Annotated in this window: 22 protein-coding genes; 12 read left to right on the top strand and 10 right to left on the bottom strand. The window is 57.0% G+C overall.

All coding sequences use genetic code 11. The annotated features are described in order from the left end of the window. The 3 genes from Q1B13_RS08065 to fliL form a co-directional block, all read right to left on the bottom strand. Entirely contained in the window at nt 1-513 is a 513-nt protein-coding gene (locus Q1B13_RS08065; protein ID WP_299799764.1) for a hypothetical protein, read from the bottom strand. A gap of 68 nt (nt 514-581) precedes the next feature. Further along, nucleotides 582-1,079 (bottom strand): hypothetical protein, encoded by a 498-nt coding sequence (locus tag Q1B13_RS08060; RefSeq protein WP_299079242.1) that lies wholly within the window; start codon nt 1,077-1,079, stop codon nt 582-584. A gap of 9 nt (nt 1,080-1,088) precedes the next feature. Then, a complete protein-coding gene (fliL, locus tag Q1B13_RS08055; protein WP_299079239.1) occupies nt 1,089-1,586 on the bottom strand; it encodes a flagellar basal body-associated FliL family protein in 498 nt (165 codons plus the stop codon). A 119-nt stretch (nt 1,587-1,705) separates the two neighbouring features. Between fliL and fliF the strand changes: the two genes are divergently transcribed. Genes fliF through fliP form a run of 4 tightly spaced genes read left to right on the top strand, consistent with a single transcriptional unit; the run spans nt 1,706 to nt 4,899 of the window. Beyond that, on the top strand, nt 1,706-3,292 hold the full coding sequence (gene fliF / locus Q1B13_RS08050; RefSeq protein WP_299079236.1) for a flagellar basal-body MS-ring/collar protein FliF: 1,587 nt from the start codon (nt 1,706-1,708) through the stop codon (nt 3,290-3,292). After that, nucleotides 3,292-3,888: an ABC transporter ATP-binding protein gene (locus Q1B13_RS08045; RefSeq protein WP_299079233.1), complete on the top strand. Its 597-nt coding sequence runs from the start codon at nt 3,292-3,294 to the stop codon at nt 3,886-3,888. The genes fliF and Q1B13_RS08045 overlap by 1 nt, the downstream gene beginning before the upstream one ends. After that, nucleotides 3,881-4,168, top strand: coding sequence for a FliM/FliN family flagellar motor C-terminal domain-containing protein (locus Q1B13_RS08040; RefSeq protein ID WP_298934270.1), 288 nt, complete (start codon nt 3,881-3,883; stop codon nt 4,166-4,168). The genes Q1B13_RS08045 and Q1B13_RS08040 overlap by 8 nt, the downstream gene beginning before the upstream one ends. Continuing rightward, a complete protein-coding gene (gene fliP / locus Q1B13_RS08035) occupies nt 4,168-4,899 on the top strand; it encodes a flagellar type III secretion system pore protein FliP (RefSeq protein WP_299079230.1) in 732 nt (243 codons plus the stop codon). Before Q1B13_RS08040 ends, fliP begins: the two co-directional genes overlap by 1 nt. A gap of 106 nt (nt 4,900-5,005) precedes the next feature. Here the strand turns inward: fliP and Q1B13_RS08030 are convergent, their stop codons facing one another. Both Q1B13_RS08030 and Q1B13_RS08025 read right to left on the bottom strand, forming a co-directional pair. Beyond that, nucleotides 5,006-5,614 carry a phospholipid-binding protein MlaC gene (locus Q1B13_RS08030; RefSeq protein WP_299079227.1) on the bottom strand — a complete coding sequence of 203 codons (609 nt, stop codon included), beginning with the start codon at nt 5,612-5,614 and terminating at the stop codon, nt 5,006-5,008. Beyond that, nucleotides 5,604-6,374, bottom strand: a complete 771-nt coding sequence (locus Q1B13_RS08025) for a VacJ family lipoprotein (protein ID WP_298934276.1) — start codon at nt 6,372-6,374, stop codon at nt 5,604-5,606. The genes Q1B13_RS08030 and Q1B13_RS08025 overlap by 11 nt, the downstream gene beginning before the upstream one ends. 335 nt (nt 6,375-6,709) lie before the next feature. On the opposite strand from Q1B13_RS08025, the gene Q1B13_RS08020 reads away from it, so the two are divergent. Genes Q1B13_RS08020 through Q1B13_RS08005 form a run of 4 tightly spaced genes read left to right on the top strand, consistent with a single transcriptional unit; the run spans nt 6,710 to nt 9,452 of the window. Continuing rightward, on the top strand, nt 6,710-7,165 hold the full coding sequence (locus Q1B13_RS08020) for a RidA family protein (protein WP_299079221.1): 456 nt from the start codon (nt 6,710-6,712) through the stop codon (nt 7,163-7,165). Next, nucleotides 7,162-7,929 carry a glycerophosphodiester phosphodiesterase family protein gene (locus tag Q1B13_RS08015; RefSeq protein WP_299079218.1) on the top strand — a complete coding sequence of 256 codons (768 nt, stop codon included), beginning with the start codon at nt 7,162-7,164 and terminating at the stop codon, nt 7,927-7,929. Before Q1B13_RS08020 ends, Q1B13_RS08015 begins: the two co-directional genes overlap by 4 nt. 45 nt (nt 7,930-7,974) lie before the next feature. Further along, nucleotides 7,975-9,162, top strand: coding sequence for a GNAT family N-acetyltransferase (locus Q1B13_RS08010; protein WP_299079215.1), 1,188 nt, complete (start codon nt 7,975-7,977; stop codon nt 9,160-9,162). Beyond that, nucleotides 9,159-9,452: a 4a-hydroxytetrahydrobiopterin dehydratase gene (locus Q1B13_RS08005; RefSeq protein ID WP_120634715.1), complete on the top strand. Its 294-nt coding sequence runs from the start codon at nt 9,159-9,161 to the stop codon at nt 9,450-9,452. The genes Q1B13_RS08010 and Q1B13_RS08005 overlap by 4 nt, the downstream gene beginning before the upstream one ends. Here the strand turns inward: Q1B13_RS08005 and Q1B13_RS08000 are convergent. The 4 genes from Q1B13_RS08000 to Q1B13_RS07985 all read right to left on the bottom strand — a co-directional run bounded on the left by Q1B13_RS08000 (nt 9,449) and on the right by Q1B13_RS07985 (nt 10,977). After that, entirely contained in the window at nt 9,449-9,760 is a 312-nt protein-coding gene (locus Q1B13_RS08000; RefSeq protein ID WP_298934287.1) for a hypothetical protein, read from the bottom strand. The two genes, Q1B13_RS08005 and Q1B13_RS08000, sit on opposite strands and share 4 nt — an antisense overlap. 23 nt (nt 9,761-9,783) lie before the next feature. Further along, nucleotides 9,784-10,131 (bottom strand): hypothetical protein, encoded by a 348-nt coding sequence (locus tag Q1B13_RS07995; RefSeq protein WP_299079212.1) that lies wholly within the window; start codon nt 10,129-10,131, stop codon nt 9,784-9,786. An 11-nt stretch (nt 10,132-10,142) separates the two neighbouring features. After that, the gene (locus tag Q1B13_RS07990; protein WP_298934289.1) at nt 10,143-10,388 is read right to left on the bottom strand and encodes a glycine zipper 2TM domain-containing protein; all 246 of its coding nucleotides are present in this window, start codon (nt 10,386-10,388) and stop codon (nt 10,143-10,145) included. A 103-nt stretch (nt 10,389-10,491) separates the two neighbouring features. Continuing rightward, on the bottom strand, nt 10,492-10,977 hold the full coding sequence (locus Q1B13_RS07985; RefSeq protein ID WP_299079209.1) for a peroxiredoxin: 486 nt from the start codon (nt 10,975-10,977) through the stop codon (nt 10,492-10,494). Nucleotides 10,978-11,075: 98 nt separating this feature from the next. Here Q1B13_RS07985 and Q1B13_RS07980 point away from each other — a divergent pair, with 98 nt between their 5' ends. From Q1B13_RS07980 to Q1B13_RS07965, 4 genes are read left to right on the top strand one after another with little or no spacing between them, the layout of a single operon-like run. Beyond that, complete coding sequence (locus Q1B13_RS07980) at nt 11,076-12,287, top strand: FAD-dependent oxidoreductase (protein WP_299079206.1); 1,212 nt, start codon at nt 11,076-11,078, stop codon at nt 12,285-12,287. Further along, the gene (gene rsmD, locus Q1B13_RS07975; RefSeq protein WP_299079203.1) at nt 12,284-12,841 is read left to right on the top strand and encodes a 16S rRNA (guanine(966)-N(2))-methyltransferase RsmD; all 558 of its coding nucleotides are present in this window, start codon (nt 12,284-12,286) and stop codon (nt 12,839-12,841) included. The genes Q1B13_RS07980 and rsmD overlap by 4 nt, the downstream gene beginning before the upstream one ends. A gap of 1 nt (nt 12,842) precedes the next feature. Then, complete coding sequence (locus Q1B13_RS07970; RefSeq protein WP_299079201.1) at nt 12,843-13,478, top strand: HAD family phosphatase; 636 nt, start codon at nt 12,843-12,845, stop codon at nt 13,476-13,478. Nucleotides 13,479-13,501: 23 nt separating this feature from the next. Then, nucleotides 13,502-13,681, top strand: coding sequence for a hypothetical protein (locus Q1B13_RS07965; protein ID WP_298934296.1), 180 nt, complete (start codon nt 13,502-13,504; stop codon nt 13,679-13,681). On the opposite strand, the gene map is transcribed toward Q1B13_RS07965, so the two are convergent. Next, a complete protein-coding gene (gene map / locus Q1B13_RS07960) occupies nt 13,669-14,481 on the bottom strand; it encodes a type I methionyl aminopeptidase (protein ID WP_299079198.1) in 813 nt (270 codons plus the stop codon). The genes Q1B13_RS07965 and map overlap by 13 nt on opposite strands. Between the last annotated feature and the right edge of the window lie 184 nt (nt 14,482-14,665).

Genomic DNA, 14,665 nt, shown 5'->3' with positions numbered 1-14,665 from the left:
CTACTCCTGCGGGGCGTTGGCGTTGCGCCCCGCCATCACAACACTGATCGTGTACGCCACTTCGGGGCTGAGACCGGCAAGGACTCCAGCTGCAGCGTCAGGCGGCATGCGCGACAGAAAACCTGCCGCAAAAGTCGGGTCCATGGTCTCGAACAGCGCAGCGGCATCTTTGGGCTTCATGTTCTGGTACACGTCTGTCAGGCGCGTCAGATCAGTTTCCGCAGCCTTGTCCGCCACGGCCAGCGTCGCGCGCAGGGAAGCTTCGGCCTCTTGCATCGCAATTAATCTGGTCTCAATTGCCCGGTCTGCTATCTCCAGCGCTTTTTCCCTTTCGACCAAGGCATCTTCGCGCTCCTGCACGCGTTCCTCGCGACGCAAAAGTTCGGTCAATACAACCTGAACATCCCGTGTATCTGCCGAGGCAGACTTACTTTCGATGGGCTGAGGTTCTGTCGATTTGGCCAGGGCTGGCCCGGCTTCCAACCCCACCCGAATCGCAGCTGAGCCAATCATCAAAAAAGAAATCACCGCAAGAACACCACCTCGTGGATGCCCGCGCGTCTCATTTGCCGGGCGACTTCTCATTTTGGGGTCTCGTTCTGCTTGCGGTCATGCCGGAAAAACATCACGCCTTCAGGGACTTTTGCAGAGGCATCAAGGGCTGAGGCATCTCCGGATTCAGACGAGAGAGCGAGCTCTTGCGCCGCGACCTTGATGTCCTGCGTCATTGAATCAGAAGGCAGGTCGTCTCTGGGGGAGGCATCCGATTTGGTAGCAGTTTCGACATTCTCCTCTGGGATAAGGTCATGCATAGACGCCATCATGAGTTCCAGCCGCTGAGCTACTGTCTCCGCACGTTGAGTGAGGTCTTTAAGCACATCGCCCGATTGGTCAGAGGCCGACCGCGCGCTCTCCAGCGATGTCTTCAGCTCATCCGCCTGAGAAGACAGTACGGCAACAGCGCCGCCTACGCCCTTTTCGAGATTTGTGAACCGCTTGAGCCGTCGTGACAGCACAAAGCAATAAAGACCCGCGCCCAGCGCCCCCGCAACCAGCAAAATATCCGCAACCAGCTCCAATTTCGCCTCCTAATTCAGTACAAATTCCATGACCAGAACGTCACGCACCCGGCCTTCGCCGACGACAATTCCGATGCGCCGCAGCAGGTGCCCGCGAATGCGTATCAGGGCTAGAGAATCCTCAAGATCCGAGATTTCAACGGCCCGCAGATACCCGTTCAGGACATCCATGATTCGTGGCTGCATTTTTTCCACATCGGCGATGTACGGTGCGTTAACTTCGAGCTGCGCATGAAATTTCAGATGGCGCGACTCGCCCGTATTCACAGATACGATGACAGGCGGAAGATCGACGAATCCCACATCTGCAAGTGCCTTAGCGGGCATGTCTTCCTGGGTTTTATCAATGGCGGCCTTTTCTGCCTTGGCGCCGAAGGGCAACACCCCGGACGAAGTCAGAAAATACCCAGCGGCCGCGCCTGAGATCGCCAGAATCAACCCGACAATCAACCCCATTTTCCCCTTTCTTACGGGGGCCTCCGCCTGTTCTGCAGTTGCGTCGGTCATGACGTCCTCATTCATCCAATCTGCAACTGTCATAACCCTGTATGGACTAACCGATTGTTAAGGGCATTCGGCCAAACAAGAGGGGTGCCGGGCAGAATGTCGGCGAGTCGGAGGTGAGTGTGCAGCAGATCGGAACCGTCTGGGCGGGTTTGGACAGGCGAAAACAAATTGTCGTCGCTGGTGCGGTTGTGCTGGTCTTTCTTGGTGTATTGGGGATGTCACGGCTTGTGTCCGCGCCGTCGATGACACTGCTATATGCAGGGCTGGAAAGCGGTGCCGCAGGGGACATCGTCCGTTCGCTGGATCAGCGTGGTGTGCCATACGAGATTCGTGGCGGGTCCATCTATGTTCCAGGCGCAAAGCGGGACGAATTGCGCATGATGTTGGCCAGCGAAGGCTTGCCGGCAAACAGTAACCGTGGGTACGAACTTCTAGATACACTCAGCGGTTTTGGTACCACGTCGCAGATGTTCGATGCCGCCTATTGGCGCGCGAAAGAGGGTGAGTTGGCGCGCACGATCGTCGGCGGTCGCCATATCAGCCAAGCTCGGGTTCATATTGCAAATGCATCGGCGAACCCGTTTCAGCGAAGCGTCGCTCCAACCGCCTCGGTCTATCTGGTTCCATCGGGGTCAGATATCACTGGCGATCAGGCCAAGGCGGTTCGCTTTCTTGTGTCATCCGCCGTCAGTGGTCTGGCGCCCGAGAACGTGGCTGTTATTGATTCCAACGGATCCGTAATCGGAGGGCAGGAGACGGCGGTGGCCGCTGATACGGCCGATGATAAGTCCCGCCAATTGCGCGAACGGGTTTTGCGCCTGGTCGAGGCTCGGGTTGGCACTGGCAACGCTGTGGTCGAGGTTAGCGTCGATACCGTGACCAAAACGGAATCGATCCGCGAACGGCGCTTTGATCCCAAAGGTCGCGTTGCGATTAGCACGGATGTTGAAGAGAAATCGGATAGCGCCCGCAACCAGCCGTCTGATGTAACTGTTGCGTCGAACCTGCCTGATGGTGATGGTGCAGGGGGTGATGAATCGAATTCGACGGCGACGCAAACCCGCGAACGTGTGAACTATGAAGTGTCCGAGACCGAGCTTGAGGTCCATAATGCACCTGGCGCAATCAAACGGCTGACCGTTGCCGTATTGGTCAATGGCATGCGCGCAGTTGACGCCGCCGGTGCCGAAACCTTTACACCGCTGCCGCAGACCGAGCTCGACGCGTTGGAAGAGCTTGTTGCATCTGCCGTCGGGTTTGATCCCGAACGTGGGGATGTAATCACATTGAAATCTCTGGATCTGCCAGCTGTTGAACCTCAGGGGACGTTGGTCTCGGCGTCGATGTGGCAGAAGATCCATCTGGATGCGATGTCGCTCATCCAAATGGCCGTTCTGGCGATTGTCGCTCTGGTTCTGGCGTTGTTTGTCATCCGACCGATCTTGATGAAACCCGCAATGGCCCAGGCCTTACTGCCAGCCGGCGCAGCACCTGTAGCGGACGATGCCCCGCTGCTAACGGGCGAAATTGCGGCGGCTGACGGATCGGACTTTTTGCAACTTCCGGCGCAAGCCAATGTACCGGCGCTCGGCTCCGCTGTGTCAGAAGATCCGGTGGATCGGCTTCGGTCCATGATCGGTGACAAGCAGGAGGAGACAGTGGAGATCCTTCGCAGTTGGCTTGAAGAAGGCGAGGAGCGTGCGTGATGCCCATTACCCATCTTCTTGAAGACTTCACGGTGCAGTCCGGCGGCGGCAAGATTCATTTGCTGGATGACGAAGCATTGGAAGAACAAAACCTTGCGGCCTTTGAAAAGGGGTATGGCGCCGGGTGGGAAGACGCGATGCAGGCGCAAGAACAAAGCCAAGGGCAGGTCTCGGCCGAGCTTGGCAATGCATTGCAGGACATGTCGTTCACCTACCACGAGGCAATCAACCGCATGACGCTGTCGCTGGAACCGATGTTCCAGAGCCTGACCCGCATCGTTCTGCCGGACACTATGGAGCGCGGCTTTGCGGCCCGGATGGTCGAGCAATTGTGTGGCATGGCTGGTGAACAGATTGAACAGCCGATGCAGATCAGGGTGCCCAAAGGGTGTGCCAAAGACGTCGAGGCGATGATTCCATCCGACTTATCGCCGACCCCGCGCGTGATTGAGGATGCGTCGCTGGACCCGGGCCAAGCGCGGTTGCAAGTGGGCGTTTCCCGACGCGAGATCGATTGCAGCGCTCTGCTGGCTTCGGTCGCGCACGCATTCGATTCCTATGTGTTTGAGGCAAGAGAGGCTTTGTCAAATGAGTGATACTCAGACCCCGAAATCAGATAAGCCGAACCCGTTTGATTCTGTTCCGATCGAAGTAACCGTGTCGGTTGGCCGTGCACGCCCTTTGATCAAGGACCTGTTGAACATGGGCGAGAACGCTGTGTTGACCTTGGACAAGCGGATTGAGGATCCGGTTGACCTGTATGTCGGAGACCAATTGGTTGCACGCGGTTTGCTCGAGGAAATGGAGGGCGATCAAGCCGGTCAACTGGCTGTGCGATTGACGGAAATTGCCGATCTGCAAAATGGGATCGGGTAATGCGCGCCCTGATCTGTTTGGTTTGTGCGGCTGTATTTCTAAGCCCGTCGCTTGCCGTGGCACAGGAGCTGACGCTTTCGCTGGGCGAGGGCGGGTCAATCTCGGCCCGGACCATCCAGCTGATTCTGCTGATCACCGTGCTGAGCCTTGCGCCTGGATTAGCGATCATGATCACTTGTTTTCCGTTTTTGATCACCGTTCTGGCCATCCTGAGACAAGGTATCGGGCTGCAGCAATCACCACCAAACATGTTGATCGTAAGCCTGGCTCTGTTTCTGACTTACTTTATCATGGAGCCCGTGTTTACAGAGGCTTGGACCGATGGAATCCGCCCACTGGTTGAAGAAACGATGGGTGTTGAAACAGCATTAGAACGAGCATTGGAGCCATTCAGGGTATTTATGGCCAACCGTTTGGACGTGGACACGTTCTATGCCATGGCGGCATTACGACCCGGAGGCGACGCGCTGGAACTGTCGGCCCAGGCCCCGCTTTCGGTTCTGATGCCGTCTTTTATGCTTTCCGAGATTGCCCGGGCCTTTCAGATCGGCTTTCTGATCTTTCTGCCGTTTTTGATCATCGATCTGGTGGTAGCTGCTGTTCTTATGTCCATGGGTATGATGATGGTGCCGCCCGCGATTGTTTCACTGCCGTTCAAACTGGCGTTCTTTGTGATCGCCGACGGATGGGCACTGATCGCCAGCGCCTTGGTGCGCAGTTACATGCCATGACACCTGTCAGGGTGTTCCATCAAAGGGCGCGTTTGCGGCATAACCGCCAGTTCTCAAGGACTGTGTTGAGGAACCGCAAAATAGGCAGGTTCGAACACACTCAGTCTTAACCCGTCCGGTCAAGGTCCTTGATCAGCTGGTTCAGGTTGCCTTTTCTTGCATCCAGCATTGCGCCGATTTCGGTTCGTTCGGTCAGCAGCAGGTTCACGCCTTCGATGAACATGTTGTAGAACTTGTCACGCCCCGATTTGTCGGACACAAGAAAAGTCACATCAAAAGGTGCGGAACCGCGCAGTTTCACCAGGGTTCTGACCTCGTACCCCGCTTTGATCTTTCGGGCGTTACGTACATTAACCTCGCCCCCGATGAATTCCCGGAAGCGGCGGCCGTACTTGCGCGAGATATATCCCTGAAACGCCTTGGTGAACTTTTTCAGCTGCGACGGGCTGGCGGTGCGGGCATCCACACCCAACGCATAGCGCGCCATGATCGGCACGTCGGCATATTGCACAAAGATCTTTTCGAAATCACGCAACATGGCGTTTTCCGATTTGCCCGATGCGATCACGCGATTGATTTCGGTTACCACGCTGTTCACCAGTGCCTTGGCGCTTGCCTCAGTCTGGGCAAATGCGGACACAGGTATCGCTGTCAGTGCTACACCCGCCAGGGTGGTCGCAATAAAATGGCGTCGGTTCAAGGCGTTACTCGGCATAGGGGTCCTCGTAGGGGTCTAAATAGGGGTCCCTGACTGGGTCGGTTCCGATGTCGGCATAGGGATCGGTGTAAAGGTCCAGATAGGCATCCTCGTCATCTCTTGCCAGTTCAAACCGGCGATTCTGCAAATAGATCAGACGCGCCTGCGCATAACTGTCGGCGCTGTCATACAAGATCGAATCGACCGTGTCCGAGAACCGACCCCGGTCGCCCATCCGCCGTACAACCTCGGCATAGACACCCAGATTGTCGGCCGGGCGCGTTGGCGTGAAATTGATGGGGTTCGAGAACAGGTTGACCACGACACCCACGGCATCGCGGGTGGTCGAGGGGCCATAGAACGGCAGTTCGACATAAGCACCTTCGCCAAAGCCCCAGACATGTAGTGTTTCCCCGAAATCGGTATCAACCGGAGGCAGGTTCAGTTCGTCTGCAGGGGCGGATAACCCAAATCCGCCAACTGTCATGTTGATCACGAACCGCAAAAGTGCGTTACCCATCTGCTTGGGGTTGCCCTGCAGCAGATAGTCAACCGCCTGTCCAGGCAGAGAGATATTCTCGGCGAATGTGCTAAAGCTGGTGACCATCGGGTCGGGAACGATTTTCACATAACCTTTCGAGGCCGGACGAAACAGGAACCGATCCAGGCCCAGGTTGAATTTGTGAACGGATCGGTTTGTGTCTTCATACGGGTCAAAAACCTGACCGCGGGCGGCTTGATCTGAAGGTTGTGAGGCGCACGCAGTCAATACGAACACCAGCGGAAGAACAACAAGATGTTTTAGGCGAAGTCTGCTTAACACGGTCTTTGTTACTCCAAAGCGGCCCAGCACCTTCGCGACCAGGCATTCAATCAACAATGTAGTGCTGTATCGGCACAAGTCGTTGTCACATAGATGTTTCGGGTCAAAATTGAAACACCTTGCGTTTAACCCGCCTGCCGGTCCGGGGTAAAGTGACACCGGTTCAACAGTTCGGAATAAGAGAAGTTATGCCAAGATTGCAGGCATTCCAGAAAATACTGGTTTCCGGCTTTCCCAATCCGATCTTCCCGGTTAGCGTCCGCCCGAGTCGAAAACAGGGAGGATCATAAATGAGCATCGCAGCCAATTTGGAAAGCCTGGGTGTGACCTTGCCCGATGCACCTGCACCAGCGGCAAACTATGTGCCTTTTGTGCGTGTCGGTAACATCGTCTACGTCTCAGGCCAGATATCAAAGGCAGATGACCTGATCACCGGCAAACTGGGGGATGACATGGATGTCGCAGCAGGCGCTGCGGCGGCAAAGGTTTGTGCCATCAATCTGCTTGCGCAGGTCAGGGCAGCCTGCGGTGGAGACATCGAAAAGCTGGTGCGTGTGATCAAGTTGACTGGCTTTGTGAATTCAACCGCAGATTTCACAGACCAACCACAGGTGATCAACGGGGCCTCAGATTTCCTTGTCGAGGCTTTGGGGGATGCAGGTCGTCATTCCCGTTCAGCTGTCAGCGCTGCATCATTGCCACTGGGTGTCGCTGTTGAAATCGAAGGTATTTTCGAGGTTCAATGACACCGTCTCTGCCAGCAGAGTTCCTGCAAACCCCGCTCGCACATCGGGCGCTGCATGACAAAACGCAAAACCGTCCGGAAAACAGCCGGGCGGCCATTCGTGCTGCCGTCGAGGCCGGGTATGGGATTGAGGTCGATCTTCAGCTGACCTCGGATGATCGCGCGATGGTGTTTCACGACTACGACATGGCCCGATTGACCGGGCAGTCTGGTCCAATCCGGCAGATCACCGCTACGCAGGCGTCATCCACCACGTTGCTGCACGCTGACGATGGCATTCCGACGCTGGATGAAGTGCTGGATCTGGTTGCTGGCAAGGTGCCGTTGTTGATCGAGCTCAAGGATCAGGACGGGGCGATGGGCACGGATGTCGGGGCTCTCGAACAGGATGCTGTTCGCGCGTTGCAAGGATATGATGGCCCGCTGGCGCTGATGTCTTTCAATCCAAACAGCGTGGCCGAACTGGCTCGTCTGGCGCCGGATTTGCCGCGCGGTCTAGTGACCAGTTCATATGATCCGCAGGATTGGCCCCTGTCTGAAGAAACTTGCAGCCATCTGCGCGCGATTCCCGACTTCGATCGGGTCGGCGCCAGTTTCATCAGCCACGAAGTCCACGATCTGGCCCGTCCCCGAGTCGCTGAACTCAAATCGAAGGGTGTACCGATACTGTGTTGGACGGTCCGGTCGCCCGAACAAGAAGCAGAAGCGCGCAAGGTTGCCGACAATGTGACCTTTGAGGGGTATTTGGCCGCACAACCGGGTTGATCCCGCCGCGTCCCACCACAAATACTGATCAGGTGCGGAGGGCATATGGATCAGGCACAGATCGAGGTTCAGATTCTGGGATCGCTCTCGCAGATTGCTGCGGCAGAGTGGGACAGTTGTGCTTGTCCCGATGCGGCAGATGGCGGGCGTCCGTTAGATCCGTTTACCACACATCGGTTCCTGCTGGCGCTTGAAGAAAGCGGTTCCGTCGGTCGTGGTACTGGCTGGCAACCGCAGTACCTGACCGCCTTTCTGGATGGCATGTTGATTGCGGCAGCACCGATGTATGCCAAATCCCACAGCCAGGGCGAGTATATCTTCGATCACAGCTGGGCGCATGCTTACGAAAGTGCCGGCGGACGCTATTACCCTAAATTGCAGATCACCGTGCCCTTTACCCCAGCCACCGGGCGGCGCTTTCTGGTGCGCCCCGGGTACGAAGGGATTGGCATGTCGGCGTTGGTGCAGGGCGCGGTGCAATTGGCGGCGGACAATCAGGTGTCGTCGCTGCACGCAACCTTCTGTACCCAGGATGAGGCGCTGGCGGGTGAGCAGATGGGGCTTATGGTGCGCAGCTCGCAGCAGTTTCACTGGCTCAACAATAACTATGCGGATTTCGCCTGTTTTCTCGCCGACTTGTCCTCGCGCAAACGCAAGAACATTCGCAAGGAACGCGCACAGGCGGGAGATTTCGGGGGCGAGATCCGCACCCTGACGGGATCTGATCTGAGGCCGGAGCATTGGGATGCATTCTGGGAGTTTTATCAGGACACTGGCGCGCGCAAATGGGGTTCGCCATATCTTACGCGCCAGTTCTTTGATATCGCGCAGGAAACCATGACGGACGACATGGCGCTGGTTTTGGCCGAACGTAATGGCGTTCCGATCGCAGGTGCGCTTAATTTCATTGGTCGCGAAACACTTTTTGGTCGCTATTGGGGCTGTGTTGAACACCACGCCTGCCTGCATTTTGAGCTGTGCTACTATCAGGCAATCGACTTTGCCATTGCTCATGGGCTTGCCCGTGTCGAAGCCGGTGCGCAGGGTGAACACAAGCTGGCGCGCGGCTATTTGCCCACGCTCACCCACAGCCTGCATTGGGTCGGCGATCCAGGGTTTGCAGATGCGGTAAAAAAGTATCTAGACGCCGAAGGCCGTGCAATGGGAGAAGAGATCGAGATTCTGACGGATTACGGCCCGTTTAGAAAATCGAACCCGGAGGAACAGCAATGACCGAACTTTTGTCTACTGAAACCCGCGGACCCCTGCTGGATCCGCTGTTCAACAACGGCTGGACCATGGTTGAAGGCCGGGACGCGATCACCAAGACCTTCATATTCGACAATTTCGTCGCTGCATTTGGCTGGATGACGCAAGTGGCAATCTGGGCCGAAAAGTGGAACCATCACCCCGAGTGGTCGAATGTGTACCGCACAGTCGACGTGGTGCTGTCCACCCATGACGTGGGCGGTTTGTCGTCGCTGGATGCAAAGCTTGCGCGCAAAATGGACAGCTTGCTTTAGCCTCTGTCGCTGCCTGATCCAACGCCGCCAGCCAAAGACGCCACCACACCCATCTGTTTGAATTCGGACGGTGTTACCGTGCCATCGTTGACATTGATGTTAGACGGTATCCCGGTCGTGCGGTTGCCGATGGACCGAACGCTGCGTGCGGCCGGGTTTATGTCCAGGCAGCGCGTATCATAGCAGGTCAGACCGCTGGTATTGATCTGAATACGGGGCTGGCCGTCCGCGCCGGTGACAACCGGGGCCTGAGGCACGTCACATGCCGCCAGCAGCGCAAGCGCGCTCAGGCCGATCCATTTACTCATACCATGCTCCTGTCAGAGTTGGCCTAGTCCAACTGGCTATTTCCGTCCTGATCCGCCGCATTGAAATCTAGGTTCATCTGGGCGTCGTATTCAGCTCTGGAGATAAGGCTATCTTTGTTGCGGTCAACTTGCTGGAACTGCTTGATGTCCAGAAACGGCTTGGCTTCGTCCAGACCCAGCGTGCCGTTCTTGTCGTCATCCATTTCCTGAAACGCATAGTCGGAAAAGGCGTTGAACTCGTCCTTGGACAGAAACCCATCATTGTTGGTGTCGATCGCGTTCAACTCTTTTTCATGCAACTCAGCCACGGTTTCGGCGCTGACGGCATTCGCCAGAAACATGGCAGCGACAAGGACAACTGCGCGCTTCATTCCAAACCCCCTCAGCATGAGAACCTCTGACCTTCAATGCCCCCGGCAGCGGCGCCCGCCGCAGTGAGGATTGATTTGCCAGACCCGCCCCCAAACTGGTTGCCAATGGCGCCGCCGATCAACGCGCCCCCAAGGGTTCCGCCGAGACATGCGATTTCGTGTTGCCGTGCGGCTTGTTGTTGTGGCGTGGGTGCAGGGCCGCAGGCCGCCAACAGACCCGCCCCGACAAAGATAACAGAATACAAACTAAGTTTCACAAATGAGCCCCCCAATAAGACGGGTCCAGTATTGGTCCATCGGGGGAGTGTATCAAGTTAAATACACTTCATGTGGCCCCAGCACTGCCGGGGCCAAACTGGATCAAATGACGTCCAGCAGTCCTTCGCCTGCCGAAGTTTCACAGACACCTGGGTTTTCTTCCAGGTTCAGGGCGACGACCTTGCCGTCTTCGACCAGCATAGCGTACCGCTTGGACCGTGCAATCAGGCCCACGGGTGGTGCATCAAAATCCATTCCCAGTGCCTTGGTAAATTCCGATGAGGCGTCGGACAGCATGGTCAGACCGGCCGCGCTGGCACCTGTGGATTCGCCCCAAGCGCTCATCACAAAGGGATCGTTGACCGAAATGCAGATGATCTCGTCTACACCCTTTGCGTCGAACTGATCTTTGGTCCGCATGAAGCTGGGCACGTGCGCAGTTGTGCAGGTGCCGGTATATGCCCCAGGCACAGCAAAAATGACGACCTTCCGGCCTTTTGTCTTGTCTGAAACCCGAACGCCTTCGGGGCCTTCAGCGCCCATCTGGATCAGTGTGGCATCGGGCAGAGTCTCACCGGTAGAAATCATTTTGTGCTCCTGTCGATTGGATTTGCAGAGTCAGTCCCTGCCGCAATATAGGTGGTCGGACGAAAGTGACCACGTGAATTCGACAGGGTGGGAGGAACATGAGCCATATTGTCGTGATAGGTGCCGGACAGGCGGGGGCATCGCTTGTTGCCAGGCTGCGAAAAGATGGGTTCGAAGGCGATATCACCCTGATTGGGGCCGAGCCGCATCTGCCATATCAGCGCCCGCCACTGTCCAAGGCCTACCTGCTGGGCGAGATGGAGCTGGAACGTTTATTCCTGCGCCCCGAGAGCTTTTATACCGATAACAGCATCACCCTGCGTTTGGGTCAGCGCGTGACGGGCATCGATGCCAAGGCCAAGACTGTGACGTTGGGCGATGAGGTTATTTCCTATGACGAGCTTGCCCTGACCACCGGATCAGACCCGCGTCGGTTGCCCGCTGCGATAGGCGGTGATCTGGATGGTGTGCACGTGGTGCGCGATCTGGCGCATGTGGACGATATGAGCCCCTGGGTCACCGAAGGTGCGCGCGCACTGATCGTGGGCGGCGGCTATATCGGGCTTGAGGCCGCCGCCGTCTGCGCCAAGCGCGGGGTCAAGGTAACGCTGGTTGAAATGGCGGATCGTATCCTGCAACGTGTTGCTGCTCCTGAAACCAGCGACTATTTTCGCGCCTTGCACAGCGACTACGGCGCAGACATACGCGAAGGGGTTGGGCTGGATCGTCTGGTGGGCGAGAACGGCAAGGTGACGGGCGCCGTCTTGACCGATGGATCCGAGCTTGAACTGGATTTCGTTATCGTCGGCGTCGGGATCGCGCCGGCAACCCAGCTGGCCGAGATGGCGGGGCTGACGTTGGACAACGGAATCAAGACCGATGCCCATGGCCGCACCTCTGATCCGTCAATCTGGGCGGCCGGTGATTGTGCGTCTTTCCCGCACAAGGGTGATCGCATCCGGTTGGAAAGCGTGCCCAACGCAATCGATCAGGCCGAGATCGTCGCCCAGAATATGCTCGGCGCGGCCAAGGATTATGTGGCGACGCCTTGGTTTTGGTCGGATCAATACGACGTCAAATTACAGATCGCGGGCCTGAACACGGGCTATGATCGCGTGGTGACGCGCAACGGCGAAGGGGCAACTGTTTCCTTCTGGTACTACAAGGGCGATCGGCTGATCGCCGTTGACGCAATGAACGATCCGCGTTCCTATATGGTCGGCAAGCGCTTGATCGAGATCGGGAAAACAGCCGATCCGACTGTGGTGGCTGACCCGGATGCGGACCTGAAGCCGTTGCTCAAAGCGTGAGGATTATTGCCGGAGCGTTCCGGGGTCGCGCCCTGACCTCGGTTGGCAAAGGAGATGTGGGCGCGCATCTGCGCCCCACCACCGATCGGGTGCGCGAAAGCCTGTTCAACGTTCTGAGCCATCAGATCGATTTTGACGGCTTGCGCGTACTGGACCTGTTCGCGGGCACGGGCGCTTTGGGGCTTGAGGCGCTGTCGCGCGGTGCATCCTATGTGACTTTTGTCGACGACGGTCGCGCGGCGCAGGCTCTGATCCGCAAAAATATTGACTTGACCGGCAGCAAAACCTGCACCGAGCTGATCCGCCGGGACGCAACGCGGTTGGGGGACAATCCAGGCCCGGGGTACGATCTGGTCTTCCTCGATCCGCCTTATGGTAAGGCGCTGGGCGAAAAGGCTTTGGTCAAAATCACGCAGGGTGGTTGGCTGGCTGATGACGTCCTGATCGTCTGGGAGGAAAGCGCCCCTATGACAGCGCCCGAGGGTTTCGATCTGCACGATACGCGGAAATATGGAGACACCCATATCTCATTGATGTGGTGGAAGGGGGCGTGACATGCATGATCTGGTGATTTTCGATTGCGATGGCGTTCTGGTCGATAGCGAGGTTCTGTCCAATCAGGTCATAGTCGACAATCTTGCGGGCTATGGTGTGCATCTTTCCTTGAACGAATGCATGTCGCTTTTTGTCGGCGGAACCATGACTGGTGTCCGCGACAAAGCCCGGGGGCTGGGCGCGGATTTGCCCGAGGCGTGGACCGATCAGATTTACGCTCAGACCTACGAGGTTTTGCGCGCAGGGACGCCTCTGATCGAGGGTATCCCCGAACTGTTGGCACAGCTTGATGCGCAGGGAATCCCATTCTGCGTTGCTTCAAACGGGCGGCCTGAAAAGATGCAGATCACACTGGGTCAAAACGGCTTGTGGGACCGTTTTAGCAACGTCATGTTCTCGGCCTATGTTCTGGGGGTCGGCAAACCCGACCCCACCATGTTTCGGACCGCAGCCCGGCATTTTGACGCTAAATCGCCTGTCGTCATCGAAGACAGTGAAAATGGCGTTACCGCTGCCATCAAGGCGGACATGCGCTGCCTTGGGTACGCGGCCCATGACGACGGCGCCCGGTTGGCTGCACTTGGCGCCGAGGTCTTTTCCGATATGGCGCAAGCCCCACAGCTTTTGGGGCTTTGACGCGACTATGTTATGGTTTGTAGATGGACCGCGCCATTCCCCCGCCACTCTGGGCCTTTTTGCAGGACACCGATGCCGTCACCGGTCCGCCTCCAAAACCTATGCGCACACCGATCTTCATCCATGACGCGGTCACGCCATGGGGCCCAGAGACGATGCTGCTAAAGCTATTGCGCGAGCAGGTCGCCGATCAGGACGAATAAGTCGGGTGGTACTTGCCGCCCGGTGAGAGGGTGAAAATCTCGACGCCGTCCGGCGTGACACCCACCGAATGTTCAAACTGGGCTGACAGTGATTTGTCGCGCGTCACCGCAGTCCAATCATCGGCCAGCGTTTTGGTCTCGGGGCGGCCTAAATTCACCATTGGCTCAATGGTAAAGAACATGCCTTCTTCCAGCTTTGCACCGGTGCCCGGACGCCCATAATGCAGAACGTTCGGCGGCGCGTGGAACACCCGGCCCAACCCATGGCCGCAGAAGTCGCGCACAACGCTCATCCGATGCGCTTCGACATAGGCCTGAATCGCGTGACCGATATCACCGAACGTGTTGCCCGGCTTGACCATCTCAATGCCTTTGAACAGCGCATCATGGGTCACCTGAATAAGTCGTTCGGCCTTGCGCGGCAGTTTTCCGGCCACATACATGCGCGAGGTGTCTCCGAACCAGCCATCGACAACAACGGTCACATCAACGTTCAGGATGTCGCCATCTTTCAGCTTTTTGTCGCCAGGAATACCATGGCAAACCACGTGATTGACGCTGATACAGCTGGCGTGTTGATAGCCCTTGTAGCCGATGGTCGCCGAGGTCGCGCCCGCATCCTCGACCATCTGTGTGATGATCCGATCAATCTCGCCAGTGGTTTGGCCAACAACGACATGGTCAGCGACATCATCCAGAATCCGCGCAGCCAGTTCCCCTGCCGCTTGCATTCCGGCAAAGTCACCCTGTTCATAGATGCGGATACCGTCCTTTGTCAGACGGCCACGATGTTCTTTCATCGACGCTAGGCTCCAAATGTTTCGCGCAGCACTCCTTTTACGCTGCTTGCGCAGAAAGTACCAGAGGGCGCGGCGTCGCATTGTAATGCTGTTGATCAAGTATCATATCGAAACAAATAGACCCTCGGAAATTTTTTGAGTGAACCGGGGCATGGTCTGTTCGAATTAAAGAGACAGATAGGGC

Origin of the sequence: uncultured Ruegeria sp., assembly GCF_947489545.1 — a bacterium.
Classification (GTDB): Bacteria; Pseudomonadota; Alphaproteobacteria; order Rhodobacterales; family Rhodobacteraceae; genus Ruegeria.
The sequence above is the reverse complement of the archived record's forward strand: the minus strand, read 5'-3'. Positions and strand labels throughout refer to the sequence as shown.

What these genes read in the sequence shown, in the direction of transcription:
- Q1B13_RS08065 (WP_299799764.1), bottom strand. Translation starts at nt 513, where the DNA reads ATGATTGGCTCAGCTGCGATTCGGGTGGGGTTGGAAGCCGGGCCAGCC.
- fliL (WP_299079239.1), bottom strand. Translation starts at nt 1,586, where the DNA reads ATGACCGACGCAACTGCAGAACAGGCGGAGGCCCCCGTAAGAAAGGGG.
- Q1B13_RS08045 (WP_299079233.1), top strand. Translation starts at nt 3,292, where the DNA reads ATGCCCATTACCCATCTTCTTGAAGACTTCACGGTGCAGTCCGGCGGC.
- Q1B13_RS08040 (WP_298934270.1), top strand. Translation starts at nt 3,881, where the DNA reads ATGAGTGATACTCAGACCCCGAAATCAGATAAGCCGAACCCGTTTGAT.
- fliP (WP_299079230.1), top strand. Translation starts at nt 4,168, where the DNA reads ATGCGCGCCCTGATCTGTTTGGTTTGTGCGGCTGTATTTCTAAGCCCG.
- Q1B13_RS08030 (WP_299079227.1), bottom strand. Translation starts at nt 5,614, where the DNA reads ATGCCGAGTAACGCCTTGAACCGACGCCATTTTATTGCGACCACCCTG.
- Q1B13_RS08020 (WP_299079221.1), top strand. Translation starts at nt 6,710, where the DNA reads ATGAGCATCGCAGCCAATTTGGAAAGCCTGGGTGTGACCTTGCCCGAT.
- Q1B13_RS08015 (WP_299079218.1), top strand. Translation starts at nt 7,162, where the DNA reads ATGACACCGTCTCTGCCAGCAGAGTTCCTGCAAACCCCGCTCGCACAT.
- Q1B13_RS08010 (WP_299079215.1), top strand. Translation starts at nt 7,975, where the DNA reads ATGGATCAGGCACAGATCGAGGTTCAGATTCTGGGATCGCTCTCGCAG.
- Q1B13_RS08005 (WP_120634715.1), top strand. Translation starts at nt 9,159, where the DNA reads ATGACCGAACTTTTGTCTACTGAAACCCGCGGACCCCTGCTGGATCCG.
- Q1B13_RS08000 (WP_298934287.1), bottom strand. Translation starts at nt 9,760, where the DNA reads ATGAGTAAATGGATCGGCCTGAGCGCGCTTGCGCTGCTGGCGGCATGT.
- Q1B13_RS07995 (WP_299079212.1), bottom strand. Translation starts at nt 10,131, where the DNA reads ATGAAGCGCGCAGTTGTCCTTGTCGCTGCCATGTTTCTGGCGAATGCC.
- Q1B13_RS07985 (WP_299079209.1), bottom strand. Translation starts at nt 10,977, where the DNA reads ATGATTTCTACCGGTGAGACTCTGCCCGATGCCACACTGATCCAGATG.
- Q1B13_RS07980 (WP_299079206.1), top strand. Translation starts at nt 11,076, where the DNA reads ATGAGCCATATTGTCGTGATAGGTGCCGGACAGGCGGGGGCATCGCTT.
- Q1B13_RS07970 (WP_299079201.1), top strand. Translation starts at nt 12,843, where the DNA reads ATGCATGATCTGGTGATTTTCGATTGCGATGGCGTTCTGGTCGATAGC.
- Q1B13_RS07965 (WP_298934296.1), top strand. Translation starts at nt 13,502, where the DNA reads ATGGACCGCGCCATTCCCCCGCCACTCTGGGCCTTTTTGCAGGACACC.
- map (WP_299079198.1), bottom strand. Translation starts at nt 14,481, where the DNA reads ATGAAAGAACATCGTGGCCGTCTGACAAAGGACGGTATCCGCATCTAT.